This window comes from Citrobacter sp. RHBSTW-00859 (genome assembly GCF_013729795.1).
GTDB classification, from domain to species: domain Bacteria; phylum Pseudomonadota; class Gammaproteobacteria; order Enterobacterales; family Enterobacteriaceae; genus Citrobacter; species Citrobacter braakii.
The window spans coordinates 3,444,305-3,465,279 of record NZ_CP056284.1 but is presented as its reverse complement, the minus strand read 5'-3'; the positions used below and the strand labels follow the sequence as shown (position 1 = coordinate 3,465,279).

Annotated in this window: 19 protein-coding genes; 4 read left to right on the top strand and 15 right to left on the bottom strand. The window is 52.9% G+C overall.

Going from position 1 to position 20,975, the window contains the following annotated elements; translation table 11 throughout:
* Nucleotides 1-24: 24 nt before the first annotated feature.
* Genes HV302_RS17320 through HV302_RS17310 form a run of 3 tightly spaced genes read right to left on the bottom strand, consistent with a single transcriptional unit; the run spans nucleotide 25 to nucleotide 4,486 of the window.
* Nucleotides 25-1,308, bottom strand: coding sequence for an ABC transporter substrate-binding protein (locus HV302_RS17320; RefSeq protein ID WP_181626347.1), 1,284 nt, complete (start codon nucleotides 1,306-1,308; stop codon nucleotides 25-27).
* 33 nt (nucleotides 1,309-1,341) lie between these two features.
* Nucleotides 1,342-3,450 carry an ADP-ribosylglycohydrolase family protein gene (locus HV302_RS17315; protein ID WP_181626346.1) on the bottom strand — a complete coding sequence of 703 codons (2,109 nt, stop codon included), beginning with the start codon at nucleotides 3,448-3,450 and terminating at the stop codon, nucleotides 1,342-1,344.
* 34 nt (nucleotides 3,451-3,484) lie between these two features.
* A complete protein-coding gene (locus tag HV302_RS17310; RefSeq protein WP_181626345.1) occupies nucleotides 3,485-4,486 on the bottom strand; it encodes a LacI family DNA-binding transcriptional regulator in 1,002 nt (333 codons plus the stop codon).
* A 636-nt stretch (nucleotides 4,487-5,122) separates the two neighbouring features.
* Here HV302_RS17310 and chiP point away from each other — a divergent pair.
* Together chiP and chiQ are read left to right on the top strand one after the other, a co-directional pair.
* Complete coding sequence (chiP, locus tag HV302_RS17305) at nucleotides 5,123-6,529, top strand: chitoporin ChiP (RefSeq protein WP_016152254.1); 1,407 nt, start codon at nucleotides 5,123-5,125, stop codon at nucleotides 6,527-6,529.
* A gap of 49 nt (nucleotides 6,530-6,578) precedes the next feature.
* Nucleotides 6,579-6,911 carry a ChiQ/YbfN family lipoprotein gene (gene chiQ / locus HV302_RS17300; RefSeq protein WP_016155980.1) on the top strand — a complete coding sequence of 111 codons (333 nt, stop codon included), beginning with the start codon at nucleotides 6,579-6,581 and terminating at the stop codon, nucleotides 6,909-6,911.
* A gap of 51 nt (nucleotides 6,912-6,962) precedes the next feature.
* Here the strand turns inward: chiQ and HV302_RS17295 are convergent, their stop codons facing one another.
* From HV302_RS17295 to ybfF, 9 genes are all read right to left on the bottom strand, one after another.
* A complete protein-coding gene (locus tag HV302_RS17295) occupies nucleotides 6,963-8,258 on the bottom strand; it encodes an MFS transporter (RefSeq protein WP_047501723.1) in 1,296 nt (431 codons plus the stop codon).
* Nucleotides 8,259-8,311: 53 nt separating this feature from the next.
* Nucleotides 8,312-9,451, bottom strand: coding sequence for a tricarballylate utilization 4Fe-4S protein TcuB (gene tcuB, locus HV302_RS17290; protein ID WP_181626344.1), 1,140 nt, complete (start codon nucleotides 9,449-9,451; stop codon nucleotides 8,312-8,314).
* On the bottom strand, nucleotides 9,438-10,841 hold the full coding sequence (gene tcuA / locus HV302_RS17285; RefSeq protein WP_181626343.1) for an FAD-dependent tricarballylate dehydrogenase TcuA: 1,404 nt from the start codon (nucleotides 10,839-10,841) through the stop codon (nucleotides 9,438-9,440). The genes tcuB and tcuA overlap by 14 nt, the downstream gene beginning before the upstream one ends.
* A gap of 97 nt (nucleotides 10,842-10,938) precedes the next feature.
* Entirely contained in the window at nucleotides 10,939-11,865 is a 927-nt protein-coding gene (gene tcuR / locus HV302_RS17280; protein WP_181626342.1) for a tricarballylate utilization LysR family transcriptional regulator TcuR, read from the bottom strand.
* A 128-nt stretch (nucleotides 11,866-11,993) separates the two neighbouring features.
* On the bottom strand, nucleotides 11,994-12,440 hold the full coding sequence (gene fur, locus HV302_RS17275) for a ferric iron uptake transcriptional regulator (protein ID WP_003022836.1): 447 nt from the start codon (nucleotides 12,438-12,440) through the stop codon (nucleotides 11,994-11,996).
* Complete coding sequence (locus HV302_RS17270) at nucleotides 12,433-12,519, bottom strand: ryhB-regulated fur leader peptide (protein WP_049259739.1); 87 nt, start codon at nucleotides 12,517-12,519, stop codon at nucleotides 12,433-12,435. Before HV302_RS17270 ends, fur begins: the two co-directional genes overlap by 8 nt.
* A 210-nt stretch (nucleotides 12,520-12,729) precedes the next feature.
* Nucleotides 12,730-13,260, bottom strand: a complete 531-nt coding sequence (fldA, locus tag HV302_RS17265) for a flavodoxin FldA (protein ID WP_003022839.1) — start codon at nucleotides 13,258-13,260, stop codon at nucleotides 12,730-12,732.
* Between the two features lie 155 nt (nucleotides 13,261-13,415).
* On the bottom strand, nucleotides 13,416-13,703 hold the full coding sequence (gene ybfE, locus HV302_RS17260) for a LexA regulated protein (protein WP_003022842.1): 288 nt from the start codon (nucleotides 13,701-13,703) through the stop codon (nucleotides 13,416-13,418).
* A 128-nt stretch (nucleotides 13,704-13,831) separates the two neighbouring features.
* Nucleotides 13,832-14,605, bottom strand: a complete 774-nt coding sequence (ybfF, locus tag HV302_RS17255; RefSeq protein WP_181626341.1) for an esterase — start codon at nucleotides 14,603-14,605, stop codon at nucleotides 13,832-13,834.
* 194 nt (nucleotides 14,606-14,799) lie between these two features.
* On the opposite strand from ybfF, the gene seqA reads away from it, so the two are divergent.
* Nucleotides 14,800-15,342 carry a replication initiation negative regulator SeqA gene (gene seqA, locus HV302_RS17250; protein WP_016152261.1) on the top strand — a complete coding sequence of 181 codons (543 nt, stop codon included), beginning with the start codon at nucleotides 14,800-14,802 and terminating at the stop codon, nucleotides 15,340-15,342.
* A gap of 24 nt (nucleotides 15,343-15,366) precedes the next feature.
* Entirely contained in the window at nucleotides 15,367-17,007 is a 1,641-nt protein-coding gene (pgm, locus tag HV302_RS17245; protein ID WP_016152262.1) for a phosphoglucomutase (alpha-D-glucose-1,6-bisphosphate-dependent), read from the top strand.
* A 71-nt stretch (nucleotides 17,008-17,078) separates the two neighbouring features.
* On the opposite strand, the gene potE is transcribed toward pgm, so the two are convergent.
* The 3 genes from potE to speFL all read right to left on the bottom strand — a co-directional run bounded on the left by potE (nucleotide 17,079) and on the right by speFL (nucleotide 20,954).
* Nucleotides 17,079-18,398, bottom strand: a complete 1,320-nt coding sequence (potE, locus tag HV302_RS17240; protein WP_016155987.1) for a putrescine-ornithine antiporter — start codon at nucleotides 18,396-18,398, stop codon at nucleotides 17,079-17,081.
* The gene (gene speF, locus HV302_RS17235) at nucleotides 18,395-20,593 is read right to left on the bottom strand and encodes an ornithine decarboxylase SpeF (protein ID WP_181626340.1); all 2,199 of its coding nucleotides are present in this window, start codon (nucleotides 20,591-20,593) and stop codon (nucleotides 18,395-18,397) included. Before speF ends, potE begins: the two co-directional genes overlap by 4 nt.
* Nucleotides 20,594-20,849: 256 nt before the next feature.
* On the bottom strand, nucleotides 20,850-20,954 hold the full coding sequence (gene speFL / locus HV302_RS17230) for a leader peptide SpeFL (protein WP_114149115.1): 105 nt from the start codon (nucleotides 20,952-20,954) through the stop codon (nucleotides 20,850-20,852).
* Between the last annotated feature and the right edge of the window lie 21 nt (nucleotides 20,955-20,975).

Genomic DNA, 20,975 nt, shown 5'->3' with positions numbered 1-20,975 from the left:
ACGTTTGAGGCGGATTTTTCTGTTTTATTTATGCTGCATTAACGCCTGAACCCGCTGCTGGCTGCGTTCCAGCACCACCGATGTCTCCTGCTTACCCACCGTCGCCTGATTGACCATTTCACTGAGGATCATGGAGCCGGTAATATCCCCCATCCGCGTAAAGTTCTTCTCGCCGACCGATCCAAAGACCTGCATATTCGGGTACTGGGCAATCAGCTGTTCAGGGAGAGTTCCAAAGACTTTGACGGCAGGGTTGTCCTTCCAGTTGACGTTTTGCGCGGCGGCCTTCGTCACTGGCAGCATCGCCCCCGGCGACATCAATACCCAGTCAGCCGCGTTCTGCGCCTGTCCCATAAAGCTGACAAATTTTTCGGCGGCTTTCGTTTCTGCCTCAGTCTGACCGGCTGTGAGCGTTAATGATGTGATAACGCCAAATACGGCAGGTGATTTTTCGCTCGGCACGACAAAGCCTAAATCCGCCAGTGAACCATCCTGATAAATCGCTGGCAGGATATAGGTCGAATAGACCGCCATCGGCGCGGTGCCGTTCATAAAGGCGTCTTTGATCTCTGTTACGTTGTTCGAGCCAGGCATGGTATAGCGGGCCAGTTCGCGATAATAGTTCAGCGAGGCCTGCATTTCCGCTGAGTTAACCGTGATGTCGCCGTTTGCGTTGAACACATTGGCACCGTTTGAAAGTGCGAACTGAGAGAAGGTTTGTTCGCTCATGACGCTTTCAGCCGTCGGCAGCGCGATGCCATATTTTTTACTGGTGCTGTCGGTCAGCCTGCGTGCCGCGTCCAGCAGTAGCGTCCAGTTTTTGGGTTCGTCGATTCCCGCTTTAGCCAGTACCGATTTCCGATACCAGACTCCCTGCAGCCAGGCGCTGATCGGCACGCCGGTATAGGCTGTTCCGTCTTCGGTTCGAACAATGCGCAGCACGCCGTCGTAGAAGGCGCTTTCGCCTTGCCTGTCGATCAGCGTTTTCACCGCTTTGTGGTCGATAAGCTGCTCTTTATCCATGACTTTGGCATAGTCATGGCTGACCTCGACGACCTCCGGCAGTGATCCTGAGCGGGCAAGGGTAATGATTTTGGTATTATAGGCATCCTCTTCGACGGGAACCTGCTTCACAATAATATCCGGATTCTCTTGCTGAAAGCGGTTGATGATCCCGGCAATGACGGTCTGGCGCTCCTGCTCAACGGCGGAGTGCATAAATTCGATGGTCACCTGCTGCGGTTTATCCTCACAGCCTGAAAGCAAAACGGCGGTTATCAGCGCCAGCATTGTTTTTGGTATGTTCATTTTTAATCCTTTGTTGTCGTCCATTTCCGTTAATTAACAACTGGCACTGATATGGATAGCGTCCGTCGACAGCGCACCTGCACAAATCAGTAAACCGATCCCGCCATCCATCAAGGCTTCGTGTTCAGCGTCCTCCACGTGCAGCGTTTTACCGTCAACGGTCGCGGAGATAATCTGCCCGTTGACGCTGATATCGAACGACACAGGGCGCTCGTACACGTCGGACAAAGCCGCTTCTGCCAGAATTTTGGTGCTGGTGTCGCGCACGCGGACGATTTGGAATTTTCCGTCGCGCAGGATGCGCGCGGCGTAATAGCGCCTCATCCCCTGCACCCGAAAAGCCAGACCGCCGTACTCCCCTGAATGCAGCGTAATGTCACTCTGAACGCGGTAGTTATCCCACTGCCGCGTTCCGTGAATAATCAATCCCTCGTCGTACTCTTTGGAGATGCGAAAGCTGGTGGGATAGTGGCGTGAAAAGAGATCCACGCCGTTTACCCAGGCTCGCCACCAAAAATTAGTTTCCCCTGTGGGTTTACGCAGGGTCAGCTCAGGTGCGCCGTCCCAGCGCATACTGTCGATGAGCAGGCGACCGCGGGCAACGCGGGCATCTGTGCTGATTGTTACGCCAATCTCGCCGATCGGTTGGCCCTGGCAGTCCGGGAGATCCAACGCCAGCGTTAGCGATTCACCCGGGGCTATGCTCTGCGCGTCGCCGTACTGGGGCGTCAGCTGATTGTTGTCATCATAAACCCGGTAGCAGAGCCGCACGTTTAACGCGGATGTGTTATCTGGTGGCGCAATCAGGGTGGCCTGAAGACGCTGGCCTGGGTAGATAAGTGGGGTAGCCATTAAATCGTAGCTGCGCATTTCCACGATTTCAGGCGGGGTAAAGGTTTGCGTGGTCACGCTGGCATGAAGTCCGGGCGCAAGATGGCGATAGTGCAGACTCAACATCTGCCGCCCCAGGTGCGCCTCATTCTTAACCTCAACCGCGGCCGCATTTTCTTCATTAAGCCAGCGGAAACCCTGCACGCTGCCCGGTAGTGAGAAATGGTACTGCGCGCCGGATTTTTTGGCTTCAGGGCGCGGCAGACCGGCAATCTGGTGTCCCAGCCCGACCAGGTAATCGGTGATCCGCACGGCGTTGTTTATGGAGAACCCCCCGTCGGCTGAGGAGATCAGCATTCTGTCCGCCAGCGGCCCGCGCCAGTCCGGGCCTGCGTCAATACCCTGGAGTCCCAGCATAATGCCGGACAGACAGCCGACATTCCCCGCATTGCAGTCAGTGTCCCATCCTGACGTATTGACAATGCACTGGGCCTGCTGGAAGTCGTCCGGCGCGTAAAGGATCGCCATAATCATCAGCGCATGATTAGGGATGATGTGACAATTGCTGGGATATTTGTGATAGCCATAGTTGTCGTCGATTCGCTGGCGGGTCGTCTGCCAGTCGTTATCTTCCCGTCGCCAGCGACGGATATCGCCAACCAGCTGGGCTATTTGCGACTCTGCCGGGATCACGGATAGTCCGACGTCAATAAGCTGTTCGATCTCCTGGCAGATAAAGGCCTGTGATTCCATCGCCGCCCAGAGCATAGCGGCATACACCGCTTCACCGTCATGGCTCACGCTGGCGGCATTTTTGGCAAGTTCTGCCGCCAGACGGGGTTGTCCCGGTGCGACAAGCGCCCAGCTATCAATAAAGATTTGTGCGCCAATCTGTTCGGCAATCGTTTTCCCGTTGGTCGCAATGGCTCCGCTTAGCGGAGCCGGAATGCCTTTTTTGAGATTCAGCCAGGCGGTGTGTTCCGTCGAATTACCGTTGCCGCCCCACCAGAGAATGGTGCGTTTATCAATGATGTAATTAAGCCAGCAGTGACCCATCTGTTCCGCGCTCAGATCCGGCGGCAGGGCATAATCTTCCAGTGCGCGGATAAAGGTAAAGGTTCCGGCGACATCATCGTCGGTGACAACCAGCGGACGGTTAAATTTTTCGTGGACGTAATACTGGATCGGCCCCAGCTCCTGCATAATTTTTTCGTAGGTCCACCCTTCGAAAGGGCGGCCAAGGTAGACGCCGATTAATTTCCCTAACACCCCTGCATAAACGCGCGACTCATAATCTGAAGGCAAATCCATCTGTTTGATCCTTGTGTGGTGTTTTATCAGCCGTTCAGGCGGATTCTCTTTTTACCAGGCCCCAGGGCATTTCTGTGGTGCTGCCCTGGAGCGGTACGGTGATATCGGTTTGCGCCAGGAGGAGGGCGGCCGCTTTTTGCCCAAGCTGCTCCGGGTACTGGGCGATAGTGGTCAGGGAAGGGGTCACCAGCCCGGCGGCGGGAATATCATCGAACCCCATCACCGCAAGCTGCTCCGGGATCGTGATGCCTTTCTCCCTTGCGGCACGCATCACGCCGATAGCCATTAAATCGTTGGCGGCGAAAATCGCATCCGGGAGCGTGCCGTCATTAATCAGCTGCATCGCGATCTGATAGCCGCTCTGTTCGTTAAAACCTGGCAGAATTTTGATGCGCGGAAGGCGGCCAGCCTGGGTCATCGCCTGGCGATATCCTTCCACTCTGGCAGGCTCAGGACCGCCAGCGCTGGCGATCATCGTGATATTTCGGTGCCCCTGTGCCAGCAGATATTCGACGGCGCTGCGCGCGGCAGCGGCGTTGTCGATATAAACATTATGCAGCGGTAGCGGGCCGTTTTTTTTCATTCTGGCTTCAATACGTGCAATCGGGATCCCTGCCTGAAGATACGGGGCAAAATCTTTCATCCCGACGTTAAAAAATGTCCCCACCACGGCGTCGACCCGCCCCTGCGCTGACCAGCGCAAAAAATGCAGCTCTCTTTCCCGTAATCCATCGGTGCTGGCCACGATCGCATCGTAGTGATACCTATCCGTCACCGACTGAACGCCACGGACGAGTGAGGCATAAAAAGGGTTGGCGATATCCGGCACGATGCAGGCGATCGACATGGTTTTATTGGTTTTCAGCGCTTGTGCAAAACGGTTCGGTATATATCCCAGCTGATTAGCCGCTTGCTCAACCCGGCTCACTGTCTCCTGTGGGTAGGTGTGATTTCCTTTGGTGAGTACCACGGATACCACTGCCTGTGAAACGCCAGCCAGGGCCGCAACGTCTTTCTGCGTGATGCGTTTTGTCATTTATTTATCAACTTATACGTATAACCTGCATCTTTGAATAATGGGACACCCGGTAGCTGTCAATAAAAACCTTATAAAGTGAGTGTATTTGTGTGGAAAATCCGAGGACGGTCACATCAACGACGGAGAGTGAATTCAGGAGCTCGAACGTTCTGTTTGCAGAGCGAATTAATGACGTTCGAGAATTAATTTGTTTTGCGAATGCAAAGATAATTATTAAGGGTTGAATTATATATATAATAATAAAATTGAAGATATCTATATGTATATAAAGTGTTTTTTCTTGTTTTTGTGACTTTTTTTACTCCCAAAGCAAAATGTAACAGAAAACAAGAAAATATGTGCGGTTGCTCATACTATTACATACTCCTTACAGAAAGAGATTGATAATTCGCGTCGCGAAAAATAGTCTATTCATTGTAGTCACTGAGGTTTTCTCAGCGCTACTTTTTTAATTTTTGTTTTTTCGCTGTCCGCTTTTGTCGACAGCATTTTATACCCAATGGATTTCGAGTTGCATCAAGGCGGAGACGCAGCGCGTGCGCTGTCCCCGAAGGGGCGAGGCCAAAGGCCGAGTAAAGCCAACACCGATGCAGCTTGAAAAACGAAGGGTTATACGTCAAAGAGGATTAACATATGCGTACGTTTAGTGGCAAACGTAGTACGCTGGCGCTGGCTATCGCCGGTATCACAGCAATGTCGGGTTTCGTTGTCGCTCCCCAGGTACACGCCGAAGGATTTATTGATGACTCAACCTTAACCGGCGGCATCTATTACTGGCAGCGTGAGCGTGACCGTAAAGATGTGACCGATCACGACAAATACAAAACCAACCTTTCTCACTCCACCTGGAACGCTAACCTCGACTTCCAGTCCGGTTATGCGGCTGATATGTTTGGTATTGATATCGCAGCATTTACCGCTATTGAAATGAACGAAAGTAGCGAAAGCGGCCATCCAAACGAAATTGCATTCTCGTCAAAAAATAAAGGCTATGATGAAGATTACTCCGGCGATAAGAGCGGAATTAGCCTTTATAAAGCAGCAGCCAAATTTAAATTCGGCCCAACCTGGGCGCGCGCCGGTTACATTCAACCAACCGGACAGACTCTGTTGGCTCCGCACTGGAGCTTTATGCCAGGTACCTATCAGGGTGCTGAAGCCGGAGCCAACTTCGACTATGGTGATGCTGGTGCACTGAGCTTCTCCTATATGTGGGCCAACGAATATAAAGCACCATGGCACACTGAAGTCGATAAATTCTATCAGGCTGATAAAAAGACCAGCGTAGATTATCTGCACTCAATCGGCGCGAAATATGACTTCAAAAATAACCTGTTGCTGGAAGCCGCATTTGGTCAGTCTGAAGGCTACGTCGATCAGTACTTTGCAAAAGCCAGCTATAAATTCGATTTAGGCGGTAACCCGTTTACCACCAGCTACCAGTTCTACGGCGCGCGCGACAAAGTTGATGATCGCACCGTGAACGATATTTATGACGGTACGGCCTGGCTGCAGGCGCTGACCTTTGGCTACAAAGTGGCGGAAGTGGTTGACCTGCGTCTGGAAGGGACCTGGGTTAAAGCGGACGGGCAGCAGGGGTACTTCCTGCAGCGTATGACCCCGACCTACGCCTCATCAAACGGTCGCCTGGATATCTGGTGGGATAACCGTTCCGACTTCAACGCCAACGGCGAAAAGGCTGTCTTCTTCGGCGCAATGTATGACCTGAAGAACTGGAATTTGCCGGGCTGGGCAGTGGGCGCGTCCTACGTTTACGCATGGGATGCCAAGCCATCAACCTGGCAGATCAATCCGGATGCGTACTACGACAAAAACCGGACTATCGAAGAATCTTCTTACAGCCTGGATGCGGTCTATACCCTGCAAGAGGGGCGTGCGAAGGGCACCATGTTTAAACTGCACTTCACCCAGTACGACAACCATTCAGACATTCCGAGCTGGGGCGGTGGTTACGGCAACATCTTCCAGGATGAGCGCGACGTGAAATTCATCGTTATTGCTCCGTTCACCATCTTCTAATGCCAACAGCGGCAGGCCGGGCGCCTGCCGCATCGTTGAGGAAAGTGCTATGAAAAAACTGATACTCATCGCTGTTATGGCATCCGGGCTGGTGGCTTGCGCGCAATCCCCGGCACCAAAAGAAGACAGCCGTCTGAAAGAAGCCTACAGCGCGTGCATTACTACCGCGCAAGGATCGCCGGAGAAAATCGAAGCCTGCCAAAGCGTGTTGAATGTGCTGAAGAAAGAAAAGCAGCATCAGCAGTTTGCCAATGAAGAAAGCGTACGCGTACTTGATTATCAGCAATGCATCCAGGCTACGCGCACGGGTAATGGTCAGTCCGTTAATGCTGATTGCGACAAGGTCTGGCAGGAAATTCGTAGCAAGAATACTGCGCAGTAAATCGAAAAATGAAACAGACAACGGGCGGAGAGTTTTCCGCCCGTTTGCATTTCAGGGTTTATATTCCACCGGTTGATAATTACGACTCAGCCGGACAAACAGCATTGCCGTGGCGGCGAGCCCGCAAAGTGCCGCACACATCAGCCACCACCCCGGTGAGCTTTTATCCCCGGTTAGCTGGACCAGCGCTGTGGATATGACTGGCGTAAGGCCGCCAAAAATCGCCGTGGCAAGACTGAATGCCAGTGAAAAACCCACCGTACGCACATAGACAGGCATCACCTCAGTGAGTGCGGCGACCATTGCCCCGTTGTACATACCAAAAAAGAACGAGAACCAAAGCAGAACCAGCGTCATGCGCGTGAAATCTGGCGCGGCGGTGAGCCAGTGCATAACCGGCCAGGTGGTGATCAGTGCAAGGATGGTAATCCCCATCAACACCGGACGACGACCAATTCGGTCAGAAATCGCCCCGCCAATCGGCAGCCAGATAAAATTAGAAATACCGACCAGCATGGTGACGATCAGGCTGTCGCGAGCGCTCAGGTGAAGTACAGCCCTACCGTAGGTCGGTGTGTAAACGGTAATAAAGTAAAACGTCGTTGTGGTCATCGCCACCAGCAGCGTACCCGCAGCGATGAGACGCCAGTTTTTGATGATGGTAGTAAAAATTTCCCTGGTGTCGGGACGGTGCGTACGTTGTAAAAAGGCGTCTGTTTCCTGAAGCGAGCGGCGGAGCACGAAGATCAAAGGAATAATCATGCAACCAATAAAGAATGGAATACGCCAGCCCCATTCAGAGATCTCATCGTGTCCCAGGGTGGCGTTCAGGCCGTAACCAATCAGAGCCGCCACCACAATGGCGACCTGTTGACTGGCGGACTGCCAACTGGTGTAGAAGCCTTTATTGCCAGGGGTGGCGATTTCAGAAAGATAAACCGAGACGCCGCCCAGCTCCACCCCTGCAGAAAAGCCCTGTAATAATCGACCGAGTAATACCAGGACAGGGGCCAGCAGACCAATACTGTGATAACCGGGTACCAGGGCAATCAGCAGGGTACCGCAGCCCATAATCGCCAGCGTCACCATCAGTCCTTTACGGCGACCAATTCTGTCGATGTAAGCACCCAGCACTATTGCGCCAACAGGCCGCATTAAGAAACCTGAACCAAACACGGCGAAAGTTAACATTAGCCCGGCAAATTCACTCTCTGCAGGAAAGAAGGTCTTTGCGATATAGGTGGCGTAAAAACCGAACAGAAAAAAGTCAAACTGTTCGAGGAAATTACCGCTGGTTACCCGCAGTATTGCGCCGAAAGTTCCGGCGCGCGATGGTTGTTGTGTCATTGGGTTTGCTCCACTGTCTTATCATAATATTTATAGAGGTAAGAGATTGCGGGTTAGTCGCCTGCGACCCCCGCCTGTTTGCCGCGCCGTTTCTCAATCGCCCACTTGAGTAAGGCTGCGCAGCGGTAAAATCCGTGGGCAAATTTTCCATAAGGAATGGTCAGAAAGAGCGCCATGACCACGCCGAGGTGAATGGCGAGCAAAATAGCCATCCAGGAGGTGTCTCTTCCCGCCAGCAGCGCTAAACCGGTCAGACTGGTCAGGAGCAGCAGCAAAATAAAACCGCGATCCATCGGTTTTTGCCGTGCGTCGCCATGCAGCGGTGAGCGCTTAAAATTGAGCCATAGTAAGCCAGCTGGGCCGACAACCAGGCCAATGCCGCCCAACGTGCCCAGCATTACCGGAACGCTGAAGAACGGATAGGGCGCTTCTATACCTGCAAAGTAGTGATAGCCCGTTGCCACCACGGTGGCGGCAAAGCAGAGCATAAAACCGTAGAAGGTGAAGTGATGGAAACGGCGGCGCATCAGGGTGAAGGCATCATCTGCTTCGTTACAACCTTTGCCATGCCCACCATCGAGATACTTCAGCGTCAGCGCATTGTGTGAGGCTTCAGCAATTTCGGCGGAACGCGGCACACCCGGAGAGATTTCGCGCCAGAAGCGCAGAACGCCCGCCATCAGCAGACCTATCGCCAGAATAAATACCGAACCAAACATCCATGCGAACAGGTTATGCGGGAAAATCTGATAAAAATCCCCGGCTAACGGAGGAGGGAATAACGAGCCCTTTAAACTCATGGCGAGGAGTAAAAACAGGATCAGACCGAAAACCAGTGCCAGCGTCACGGTGATGCCTGCGCGACGATAAAGCGCGCCAAAGGCGGCGGGTTGCGCGTAGTGCTGATAGGTTTCGAGCCGCACTTCCGCCATCGCCTTCGGTACGTTGATGGCAAATTCATGAGGTGGGGCGTACTGACACGCGTGCAGGCAGGCGCCGCAGTTATGGCACAAGTTAGCCAGATAATTGATATCCGCTTTACCGAATTCCAGGCGCTGAGTCATTGCCGGGAACACGGCGCAAAAACCTTCACAATAGCGGCAGGCGTTACAGACCTGCATCACACGTTCAACTTCTGCTTCCGGCTCGGTGATAATTTGTGCTTCGATGATCAGTTTCTCAAGCTGCTTCATGACGTGCCTCCTTACGTGCTGCCAGCGCGGCTTCTTTTCCGGCAATGCGGCCAAAGGTTGTCCCGATCGACATGCCCACGCCAGCGGTGTAACCCTTGCCCAACACGTTGCCCGCCATCATCTCTCCGGCGACGAACAGGTTGCGGCTTGGCTGCCCGGCAAAGTGTACGGCAGCGCGTTCGTTCACTTTTAACCCAAGATAGGTGAAGGTGATCCCTGGCCGCAGGGCATAGCCGTAGTAAGGTGGCTGGTCCAGCGGTCGCGCCCAGTGTGTTTTCGCGGGGGTTAACTTCTTCGTCGTGCAGTTGTCCAGGACGGTATGGTCGAACTGACCTGGCTGGCAGGCGTTGTTGTACGCCGTCACGGTGTGGGTAAAGCGTTCGGTATCCAGCCCCAACTGATGCGCCAACTCCGCCAGCGTATTCGCCTGTGCGCCGGGGAATACCGGTGGCATAAAGTGGCCGATGGCTTTACTGTCGATAATGGAATAGCCAATCTGTCCTGGCTGTTGGGCGACCAGGCGTCCCCAAATGGCGTAGCGTTTGGGCCAGAAATCTTCGCCTTCATCATAAAAACGTTCTGCGTCACGGTTGACTACAATGCCGAGTGAAACGCAGTCCACGCGGGTGCAAATCCCGCCATCATATAATGGCGCTCTGGCATCAATGGCGACGCAGTGTGACTGGGAGGGGGCGCCGATGATGTCCGCCCCGGCATCCATCATAAATTTAAGCAGTACGCCCTGATTAAAGCGCGTGCCGCGAATCAGGAAGTTATCCGCAGGCCACTCGCCGCGGGCGTTCTCTCCCCAGGCTTCGCGCAGCCATTCGCGGTTTGACTCAAATCCGCCAGCGGCAAGCACGCAGGACTTAGCGGTTATGCGCTCTTCGCCTGCCAGCGCTGCCACAAACTCACCGTTATGCAGTTCAAGCGCCTGCACTGGTGTGTTATAGCGGATTTGCACGCCTAACTTTTCTGCGCTGCGATAATAGGCATTCACGAGGGCTTTCCCGCCCCCCATAAAAAAGGCGTTGGTTCGCGCTACGTGTAAAGCGCCGGAGAGAGGAGGTTGAAAATTAACGCCGTGTTGGCGCATCCAGTCGCGGCATTGTGAAGAGGTGCGGATCACCAGACGCGCCAGGGCTTCGTTAGTATTTCCCTCGGTGACGCGCCGTAAATCCTGCCAGAACTCCTCTTCAGGATAGCTTTCCACCAGCACATCCTGCGGCGCGTCATGCATACAGCGCAGATTACGCGTGTGTTGAGAATTTCCCCCGCGCCATTCCCGTGGAGCCGCTTCGAGCAGGAGTACCGAAGCTCCTTGCTCCCGGGCGGTTAGGGCAGCACATAACGCGGCATTGCCACCGCCAATCACCAGAACATCAACCATCGTATACTCCATTACCATTTAACTAATTGTTAAATTTGTAATTGAAATGTATACGCACAGCTTGTGCGGGCGCTATGACGAAGTGCTAAAGAGGGCTTTAGTTATTGTAAAGGATGGCGCCTGGCCAGCTTCCTGCTTCCACCAGTTGATGCATCACTTTTGTTAACACCACGCGGGCGGCGAGGCCCGCGGGGGTTAGCTCATCGTCCGAGAGGCTGACCAGAAAGTTGGGGCGACTCAGTATTGGATTATGGACGCCGATCACTCTTAGCGTCTCTTTATCGAGATGGGAAATCGCCGCGCCGGGCTGGAGAGTAGCGCCGATTCCACTGCGAACGGCGCGCATTAGCAGCGCCAGACCATCAATTTCTGTGGCGATCTCAATGCGCAGCGCGTGTTCCTGACAAATTGCTTCCAGCCTGCCGCGCAGACCGTGGCCTGGGCTGGGCATTATCAATGGGATACTTGCCAACTGGGCTGGCGCAATATTGTCATCGGCAATATCGGCCAGTAAGGCATGAGTCCCAATCAAAAACAGGCGCTCTTCGAGAATCGGTCTGGCGCTCCAGCGCAGGATCTTTTCTTTCTGAAATACCACGGCCAGATCAATCTGGCGGGTATTAATCATCCGTTCCAGGTTGCCAGAGAGGCTTTCCACCACATGCAGGCGGACATCACTATAGCTTTCCCGCATGGCGTTAATAAAAGGCATGCCGAGAACGGAAGCGGTACTGGGGGCCATACCGACGCTGACGTGCCCGGAAAGCCGGGACTCTCGCGCGGCGAGGATTGCATCGTCTGCGTGGCGGAGCGCCAGTTGCGCCTGGGAGTAAAAAGCCAGTCCGGCGCTGGTGGGCGTCACGCCACGCGAGGTGCGCTGCAGCAGGCGAATAGCGAGTTCGTTTTCCAGGCGGGACATTTGCTGGCTGAGTGCCGAAACCCCAAAATTGAGATCGAGCGCCGCGCTACCCATGCTGCCGGTTTCTACAATGCGAACAAAATAGCGTAGCTGGCGAAGTTCCATTTCGACTCTCCGGGAAGGGACTATTGATTTTACATTAAAGCAACACAGGAGTGGAGGGAAGGGGAAAAGGGGTGATAACGCCCATAAAAAAAGCCAACCGAATGGTTGGCTTTTCAGAAAGCATCACATTATTTACCGTCGTGAGCATGCTCATCTTCGCGGCAATCGCCTTCGGCGCAGTGACCGTAAAGATAGAGGCTATGGTTGGTTAAACGAATACCATGTTTAGCCGCAATCTCACGCTGGCGCGCCTCGATGGAATCATCGCTGAACTCGACCACTTTGCCGCAGTCGAGGCAGATGAGGTGATCGTGATGATGCTGTTGAGTCAGTTCGAAGACGGATTTACCACCTTCAAAATTATGGCGGGTCACGATACCGGCATCATCAAACTGGTTCAGCACGCGATACACGGTCGCCAGACCAATTTCTTCACCCATATCGATCAGACGTTTGTATAAGTCTTCCGCACTGACGTGATGGTTATCCGGTTCCTGAAGAACTTCCAGAATTTTTAAACGAGGAAGCGTTACTTTCAGGCCAGCCTTCTTTAATGCGGTATTGTTGTCAGTCATGCGGAATCTGTCCTGTAGCTAAACGATTCACTTCATTAACAGAAGTGACAGAAATTGCACTTGAGATAATGCGATTCATTATAGAACTGCCATGGCTAAATGAAAACTGCAAGTCTCTGGCATATATTGTTAATCAAAACGTGGTATCGCCGACAAACACACTGTGCAATACCCGATTGGCATCCGGCCATTGTACAGGGTCAGACGAAAAAGTTACAAATTTGTAGCAATTATTTTGATTGGTTTTATCTATTGATGTGGCGCAGATGGAAATCTGCGCCACACAAAATCAGGCATTGATGATTTCGTCGAGGTGCAGCTCCTCAGAGATCTGCTTAACCCATTTTTCTACGCGTTCGGCGGTCAATTCAGGCTGGCGATCTTCATCAATGGCCAGACCCACAAAGTGGTCGTCGTCAGCCAGGCCTTTGGACGCTTCAAAGTGATAACCCGCCGTTGGCCAGTGACCAACGATGGTTGCGCCGCGCGGTTCGATGATGTCGCGAATTGTACCCAACGCATCGCAGAAATATTCTGCGTAATCTTCCTGGTCGCCACAGCCGAACAATGCAACCAGTTTGCCGTTAAAATCAATGTCTTCGAGGGTAGGGAAGAAATCGTCCCAGTCACACTGCGCTTCACCGTAGTACCAGGTTGGAATGCCGAGCAGCAAAATGTCATACCCTTCGAGGTCTTCTTTGCTGCTTTTTGCAATGTCATGTACATCGGCAACGTCTTTACCAAGCTGTTTTTGAATCATTTTTGCGATGTTTTCGGTGTTACCGGTGTCGCTGCCGAAAAAGATGCCAGTGATTGCCATGAGTAAAATAACCTCTTGAAACTTATTGAAATGGTGGTGGCGCATTGCCCACGGATAAGGGCAATCATAGCAGAACAGTCAGGCATGCGGAAACAGCAAACACGCAGGACTGCACTCTGTGCTACACGATTTATGATTTAGAGCAGAAATTCAGACTAAGCCTGACCGCGCAATGCGCTGAGTTGGTTCATCAGCATCTCTTCGATGAGTTCACTGCGACTCATGTTGCGCGCCTCGGCCAGCTCGTTCAGAGCGTCAACAGCATCAGCGTTCAGTTTCAGTTCGACACGCTTAAGCCCGCGAACTTTATCGCGTTTAAGCTGATTACGTTTGTTAATACGTAACTGTTCATCACGCGAGAGCGGATTAGTTTTGGGTCGTCCCGGGCGACGCTCCTGCGCGAACAGATCTAATGTCGTACGGTCCGTTTGTTCTTTGGCCATGATCTTGGTGACTTCGGGGAAACAATCAGCCAGGCGTCTGCCCGGATGGATAGCCCGCCATAATACATCAGCAGGGGAGACACGCCAACGCCCACGCGCGTAATCACGCGCAGACGCTGAGTTTTTAATCAGTTAGCCTGCTCGCTCAGATAACGACGGATGGCGCGCAGTACCGCCTCCGGTTTTTCGGCATGCACCCAATGGCCCGCGCCTGCAATAACGTGCGCCCGAGCCTGCGGGAATTGCGCCAGCAGCTGTTCGCGATACGCTTCGGTTACATAAGGTGAGTTGCCTCCGGGGATAAACAGCGCCGGGTGTTCCCACGCCGGGATGGTCTCCCAGCCGACAATATGAGGATATTGCTCCCACAGCACGGGAACATTAAAGCGCCATTCGCCGTCCACGAAGGATTTGAGCAGAAACTGGATCACGCCTTCCTCTTGCAGATGCTGGCGCATGACGCTCGCCGCCTGCTGACGCGAAGAGGACTGCGCGTCAGTTACTGCGTTAATGGCAGCAAAAATCTCATCGTGACGGCGAACATGATAGTCAACGGGAGCAATGTCGATGGCTACCAACCGTTCGACCCGTTCCGGGGCCAACGCGGTTAACGCCATGACGGCTTTGCCCCCCATCGAGTGACCAATAAAGATCGCTTTTTCGATCTGTTGATCGTCCAGCGTATCCAGCAGATCTTGCGCCATGGCCGGATAATTCATCTCAGGTGAACGCGGGGAGAGGCCATGATTTCGCATATCAACCTGGATGATATCGTGATCGGCCACCAGATCGCGCGCCAGGATCCCCAGGTTATCCAGACTGCCAAACAGGCCGTGCACCAGGACGATGGGAGAATTATTGTGCAGCTTTTGCGCAGATTGCGCTCGGATATTCAATTTCATGGCAAAGTTCTTTTTTTCACACTCACGGGTTAGGGTATCATGTTGACCATTCTGCCACATGGCTGCAACAACTACGGTTACTCTGAGTTTTGCCAGCCACCAGGCTTGACGCTATCCGCTGTTGGGATTTGCCTTTACACTACGCGTGTTGACCCCAACAACTTGTATTCAGCTAAACACTGCACTGGATTAAGATGAAAACGATTGAAGTTGATGATGAACTCTATAGCTATATTGCCAGCCACACCAAGCATATCGGCGAGAGCGCATCCGACATTTTACGGCGTATGTTGAAGTTTTCCGCCGCATCACAGCCTGTCACTCCGGTAGTAAAAGAAGTCCGCGCTGTGCAAGCTGTCGTGGAAGCGAAGCCGGTTAACCCCGTAAAAGATAAAGTGCGCGCGATGCGTGAACTGCTGCTGTCCGACGAATATGCGGAGCAGAAGAAAGCAGTAAATCGCTTTATGCTGGTGCTGTCTACACTCTATTCACTGGATCAAAACGCGTTCGCCGAAGCAACGGAATCGTTGCATGGTCGTACGCGCGTTTATTTTGCAGCAGATGAACAGACGCTGCTGAAAAATGGTAATCAAACCAAACCGAAACACGTGCCAGGCACGCCGTACTGGGTGATCACCAATACCAATACCGGCCGTAAATGCAGCATGGTTGAGCACATCATGCAGTCAATGCAATTCCCTGCGGAATTGATTGAAAAGGTTTGCGGAACAATTTAATCCTTGCATTAGAAGGACCAGGCAATGGCAATCCACAACCGTGCAGGTCAACCTGCGCAACAGAGTGATTTGATTAACGTCGCCCAACTGACGGCACAGTACTATGTACTGAAACCAACAGCAGGGAACGCTGAGCACGCCGTCAAGTTCGGTACGTCCGGACATCGCGGCAGCGCAGGTCGTCATAGTTTTAACGAGCCGCATATTCTGGCTATCGCTCAGGCGATTGCTGAAGAACGTGCGAAAAACGGGATCACTGGCCCGTGCTACGTGGGCAAGGATACCCACGCGCTGTCTGAACCGGCTTTTATCTCTGTACTGGAAGTGCTGGCAGCGAACGGCGTGGACGTCATCGTGCAGGAAAATAACGGCTTTACGCCAACCCCTGCCGTGTCGAATGCTATCCTGGTCCACAACAAAAAAGGCGGCCCGCTGGCTGACGGCATTGTGATCACGCCATCCCACAACCCGCCGGAAGATGGTGGCATTAAATACAACCCGCCAAACGGTGGTCCGGCAGATACTAACGTCACCAAAGTGGTGGAAGACAGGGCTAACGCTCTGCTGGCTGATGGTCTGCAAGGCGTGAAGCGTATGTCGCTGGACGCTGCGCTGGCATCTGGTCATGTAAAAGAGCAGGACCTGGTTCAGCCGTTTGTTGAAGGACTGGCCGACATCGTCGACATGGCGGCGATCCAGAAAGCGGGCCTGACGCTGGGCGTCGATCCGCTTGGCGGTTCCGGTATCGAATACTGGAAGCGTATTGCCAAGCACTACAACCTGAACCTGACTATCGTTAACGATCACGTTGATCAGACTTTCCGCTTTATGCATCTCGACAAAGATGGCGCAATCCGTATGGACTGCTCCTCCGAGTGCGCGATGGCGGGACTGTTGGCGCTGCGTGACAAGTTCGATCTGGCCTTTGCCAACGATCCGGACTACGACCGTCACGGTATCGTCACCCCGGCGGGCCTGATGAATCCGAACCACTACCTGGCGGTGGCGATCAACTACCTGTTCCAGCATCGTCCGCAGTGGGGCAAAGACGTTGCCGTTGGTAAGACGCTGGTCTCTTCGGCGATGATTGACCGCGTAGTGAATGATTTAGGGCGTAAACTGGTCGAAGTTCCGGTTGGCTTTAAGTGGTTCGTTGACGGTCTGTTTGACGGCAGCTTTGGCTTTGGTGGTGAAGAGAGCGCGGGCGCTTCTTTCCTGCGTTTTGACGGTACACCGTGGTCAACCGACAAAGACGGCATCATCATGTGCCTGCTGGCGGCAGAAATTACCGCAGTGACTGGTAAGAATCCGCAAGAGCACTACAACGAACTGGCTGCCCGCTTCGGCGCGCCAAGCTACAACCGACTGCAGGCAAGCGCGACCTCCGCGCAGAAAGCGGCGCTGTCTAAGCTGTCTCCGGAAATGGTGAGTGCCAGCACGCTGGCGGGCGACCCGATCACGGCACGTCTGACGGCGGCACCGGGTAACGGTGCTTCTATCGGCGGTCTGAAGGTGATGACTGACAACGGCTGGTTTGCTGCGCGTCCGTCAGGTACTGAAGACGCTTATAAAATCTACTGCGAGAGCTTCCTTGGTGAAGAACATCGCAAGCAGATCGAAAAAGAAGCTGTTGAGATTGTCAGCGAAGTGCTGAAAAACGCGTAAGTCTTGTTTGTACTGACGCGTTTTGTAGGCCCGGTAAGCGTTAGCGCTACCGGGCTTTTTTATGCCAGGATTTAACTATGCTTATTTTTCAGTTCAAAACGCGGTGATACCAGGCCATACAGCGTCCAGCCGAGGAAGGTCACGATAGAACCATAAAGCATTGCTTCTTCGCCAGAGGAGTAGAGCGCATAGAAGCTGTACAATGCGCCAACAAACGCCACGAAGTTTGCCGGTTTCGCTTTCGACGACGGAACATTCGCCATTTTTTGAATAATTACCAGCGCGGCCATCGACAGAATATACGGAATGATGTTCGTTACCACCGCCAGGTTGACCAGCACGTTGAACTGACTGTTCAGTGACGGGCTGATAGTCATCAGCGATAAACCACTCTGGATGATCACGATAGCCAGCATCCCCTGTACCGGCGCGTCTACTTTGGTCACGCGAGAGAAGATTTTAGGGAAGTAACCCCCATCAGCCGACGATTTGAATACCTGAGCGATAGTGAACTGCCAGCCCAGCAGTGAACCGCAGCAGGACATCACCATCAGCGCCATGATCACCTTACCGACTTCCGGGGTGAACATTTGTGCGAAGGCTAAACCGAACGGTGCTGTAGAGTTAGCCAGATCCATATTCGGCACAATCCCGGCTATCACGTTGGTGGAGATGATGTAAATCACCGCCGCGCCCAGCGTACCGCCCAATACGGCGATGGGCACGTTGCGTTCCGGATTGTCTACCACTTCAGCGTTGGCGCAGGCCGATTCCAGACCCAGAAAAGCCCACAAGGTCATCGCAATGGAAGAGCCGACAGCCGTGAAGAACGGGACGTGGTGTGGATTCCAGGAGTTAGCGTACAGCGTCGGACTGAACCAGAACCAGCCGATGATACACAGACCGACAACCGGAATAATGACGCCCCAAACGGTGATGCTGCTGATCTGCCCGGTAATGCGCGCCCCGCCAAAGTTAGCCACGGTACAGATCCACAGTACACCAATGGTTGCCAGGCCAATCTGCACCGGTGTCAGTGTGGCGCCAAACAGCTCGGTACCGTAGCCAACGGCGGAGATGGCGATAGCCACGTTGGCGATTAACAGCGAAACGCCATAAGTGTAGTTCGCCATAAAGTTACCGGATTTGCCAAAGGCGTATTCAGCGTAACCACCCATACCACCGGATTTACGGCTGAACATACCGCATTTTGCGAAGGCCCAGGCCAGCGCCATTGAACCGACAGCAGTCACCAGCCACGAGATGATCGAGATAGTACCGACTTCCGCAAGCTTGGTGGGCAACATGATGATTCCGGATCCCATCATATTAACCATGGTCAGGATAGTGAGCTGGACGACGCCCATTTTGTTGGATTTGGCTTTGCTCATAACATTTCCCCTTTCAACAGAGCGTGTTGCGCGCTTTGTTGCTTAATCACGTAGCACCACACCTGTTTACGACCGTCTTGTTCTTCGATGTAGACACCCTGGAGTTCAGGCGCAAAACCCGGTAGCAAATTGATTCCTTCTTCCAGTGCGCTGAAGTAACGTAATACTGAACCGCCCCAGATTTCACCCGGAACCACACACAGTACGCCCGGAGGATAAGGCAGCGCGCCTTCTGCCGCGATGCGACCTTCAGCGTCCGGCAGACGCACCAGTTCAACTTCACCACGCAGATATGCATAGTTGGCATCCTGGGGATTCATGCTGACGCGCGGGAAATGTGCCTTACGGAACATCTCTTTCTGGAGCTGCTTCACGTTGTGACGCGCATACAAATCGTGCATCTCCTGGCACAGCTGGCGCAGGGTGTAACCGGCGTAACGGGCTTCATGCTGCTTGTAGATCGAAGGCAGAACCTCGGCTAGCGGGGCATCGGCTTCCAGCAGTTTTTCGAAACGTACCAGCAGGGCGACAAGCTGCTGCAACTTCGCCATATCTTCTGCGGGGGTCAGCAGGAACAGGATGGAGTTGAGGTCGCATTTTTCGGGCACCACACCATTTTCGCGCAGGAAGTTAGCCAGAATGGTAGCCGGAACGCCGAAGGTATCGTATTCGCCGTTACGTGCATTAATACCCGGAGTGGTGAGCAGCAATTTGCATGGATCCACAAAGTACTGGTGTTCGGCATACCCTTCAAAAGCATGCCAGTGTTCACCGGGGACAAAATGGAAGAAACGCAGGTCGCTGGCGATTACAGCGGTGGGATAAGCCTGCCACGGTTTACCCTCTACTATCTCCGGCACGAACGGGCGGATATGGTGGCAGTTTTCCAGGATCAACTTACGAGTATCAATTCCGTTGACGACGCAGTCCATCCACATGTTGCGCCCGCTGACGCCTTCATGCATTTTGGCGTTGATGTCCAGTGCGGCAAAGAGCGGATAGAACGGGCTGGTGGAGGCGTGCATCATGAACGCGTTATTCATTCGTTTATGAGGCACGTAGCGAGACTGGCCTTTAATATGGCTGTCTTTTTTGTGGATCTGCGAAGTCTGAGAGAAGCCTGCCTGTTGTTTGTGCACTGACTGGGTGACCAGAATGCCGGGGTCATTTTCGTTAAGATCCAGCAACAGCGGAGAGCAATCGGCCATCATCGGAATAAACTGCTCATAGCCAACCCACGCGGAGTCAAACAGGATGTAGTCGCACAGATGACCGATCTTATCCACCACCTGACGGGCGTTATAGATTGTGCCGTCGTAGGTACCTAACTGAATCACGGCCAGACGGAACGGACGCTCATCTTTCGAACGTTGTGGCGCAACTTCACTCACCTGTTCACGTAGATAGCCTTCTTCAAAGCAGTGCGCGTCGATCCCGCCGATAAAGCCGTACGGGTTACGCGCGGTTTCCAGATATACCGGCGTTGCCCCGGCCTGCAATAACGCGCCGTGGTGGTTTGACTTGTGGTTGTTGCGGTCGAATAACACCAGATCGCCTGGGGTGAGCAATGCGTTAAGCACCACTTTGTTCGATGAGGAGGTCCCGTTCAGTACAAAGTAGGTCTTATCCGCGTTGAAAACTTTAGCTGCGTGCTGTTGTGCGATGCAGGGAGAGCCTTCGTGAATCAGCAGATCACCCATTGCGACATCGGCATTACACAAATCGGAGCGGAAAAGTGTTTCGCCGAAATATTCGACAAACTGATTACCCGCAGGATGGCGACGGAAAAACTCGCCCCCCTGATGACCAGGACAATCAAAGGCGCTGTTACCCTGATTGACATAGTCGACAAGCGCACGGAAGAACGGCGGACGTAACTGCGTTTCATAATGGCTGGCGGCGGTTTCTAACTGCCGGCCATAAAAGGCGGTACGGGCTTCATTACATTCGAATACACCTGAGATCCGCGGCAGATGTTCAGATGGAACACGTTCTTCATTTTCGGTGGCGATAAAAACAGGAATTCCATAGCCGGTGGCGTCAATTTCATCGAGTTTTCCACGTTCAATATCATTGATGGATAACACGATAGCAGCAACATCAATAAAATTACTTTCATCGATATTTACGCAAGAACGCTGCGTAGAAAAACAATCAGGACAGGAACGGCTTACGGCAATTTTTAATTCTGACATTTTCATCTCTTTATTTTTAGGTAATAGCAGGTCCTCAATTTCTCAAATGAGAAATTGATAACTCCGGAAAAAAAAGCAAAGTCATACCGCTGATAAATAAATCAGTAAATTGCTTTTTTGAAGATGCAATAAACCCTAACCGGTCCGGTCACAGGTAATACAGGGTTATGCAGGGAGAGCACTGCGGATACAGGCGTTAGCCTGCGATACAGAGAGTCAGGAAGACCTGTATACTTGAGTGCCCTTAGTCGGAAGACTAACGGGCATTAAAGAAATGAAAGTCGAAACTGTTGCGGTGGGCAAACATCATAATATGCGTTGTTCGCCTTATATGTGGCATTGTACGGCTATTATTTTCCATTTTAGTTACCTTTACTGGATA

Excerpts from the sequence above, each read along its gene's own strand:
- chiQ (WP_016155980.1), top strand. The coding sequence starts at position 6,579 with ATGAAAAAACTGATACTCATCGCTGTTATGGCATCCGGGCTGGTGGCT.
- speF (WP_181626340.1), bottom strand. The coding sequence starts at position 20,593 with ATGTCAGAATTAAAAATTGCCGTAAGCCGTTCCTGTCCTGATTGTTTT.
- HV302_RS17310 (WP_181626345.1), bottom strand. The coding sequence starts at position 4,486 with ATGACAAAACGCATCACGCAGAAAGACGTTGCGGCCCTGGCTGGCGTT.
- tcuR (WP_181626342.1), bottom strand. The coding sequence starts at position 11,865 with ATGGAACTTCGCCAGCTACGCTATTTTGTTCGCATTGTAGAAACCGGC.
- fur (WP_003022836.1), bottom strand. The coding sequence starts at position 12,440 with ATGACTGACAACAATACCGCATTAAAGAAGGCTGGCCTGAAAGTAACG.
- HV302_RS17270 (WP_049259739.1), bottom strand. The coding sequence starts at position 12,519 with ATGAATCGCATTATCTCAAGTGCAATTTCTGTCACTTCTGTTAATGAA.
- ybfF (WP_181626341.1), bottom strand. The coding sequence starts at position 14,605 with ATGAAATTGAATATCCGAGCGCAATCTGCGCAAAAGCTGCACAATAAT.
- seqA (WP_016152261.1), top strand. The coding sequence starts at position 14,800 with ATGAAAACGATTGAAGTTGATGATGAACTCTATAGCTATATTGCCAGC.
- ybfE (WP_003022842.1), bottom strand. The coding sequence starts at position 13,703 with ATGGCCAAAGAACAAACGGACCGTACGACATTAGATCTGTTCGCGCAG.
- HV302_RS17315 (WP_181626346.1), bottom strand. The coding sequence starts at position 3,450 with ATGGATTTGCCTTCAGATTATGAGTCGCGCGTTTATGCAGGGGTGTTA.
- fldA (WP_003022839.1), bottom strand. The coding sequence starts at position 13,260 with ATGGCAATCACTGGCATCTTTTTCGGCAGCGACACCGGTAACACCGAA.
- HV302_RS17295 (WP_047501723.1), bottom strand. The coding sequence starts at position 8,258 with ATGACACAACAACCATCGCGCGCCGGAACTTTCGGCGCAATACTGCGG.
- pgm (WP_016152262.1), top strand. The coding sequence starts at position 15,367 with ATGGCAATCCACAACCGTGCAGGTCAACCTGCGCAACAGAGTGATTTG.
- speFL (WP_114149115.1), bottom strand. The coding sequence starts at position 20,954 with ATGGAAAATAATAGCCGTACAATGCCACATATAAGGCGAACAACGCAT.
- tcuB (WP_181626344.1), bottom strand. The coding sequence starts at position 9,451 with ATGAAGCAGCTTGAGAAACTGATCATCGAAGCACAAATTATCACCGAG.
- HV302_RS17320 (WP_181626347.1), bottom strand. The coding sequence starts at position 1,308 with ATGAACATACCAAAAACAATGCTGGCGCTGATAACCGCCGTTTTGCTT.
- chiP (WP_016152254.1), top strand. The coding sequence starts at position 5,123 with ATGCGTACGTTTAGTGGCAAACGTAGTACGCTGGCGCTGGCTATCGCC.
- tcuA (WP_181626343.1), bottom strand. The coding sequence starts at position 10,841 with ATGGTTGATGTTCTGGTGATTGGCGGTGGCAATGCCGCGTTATGTGCT.
- potE (WP_016155987.1), bottom strand. The coding sequence starts at position 18,398 with ATGAGCAAAGCCAAATCCAACAAAATGGGCGTCGTCCAGCTCACTATC.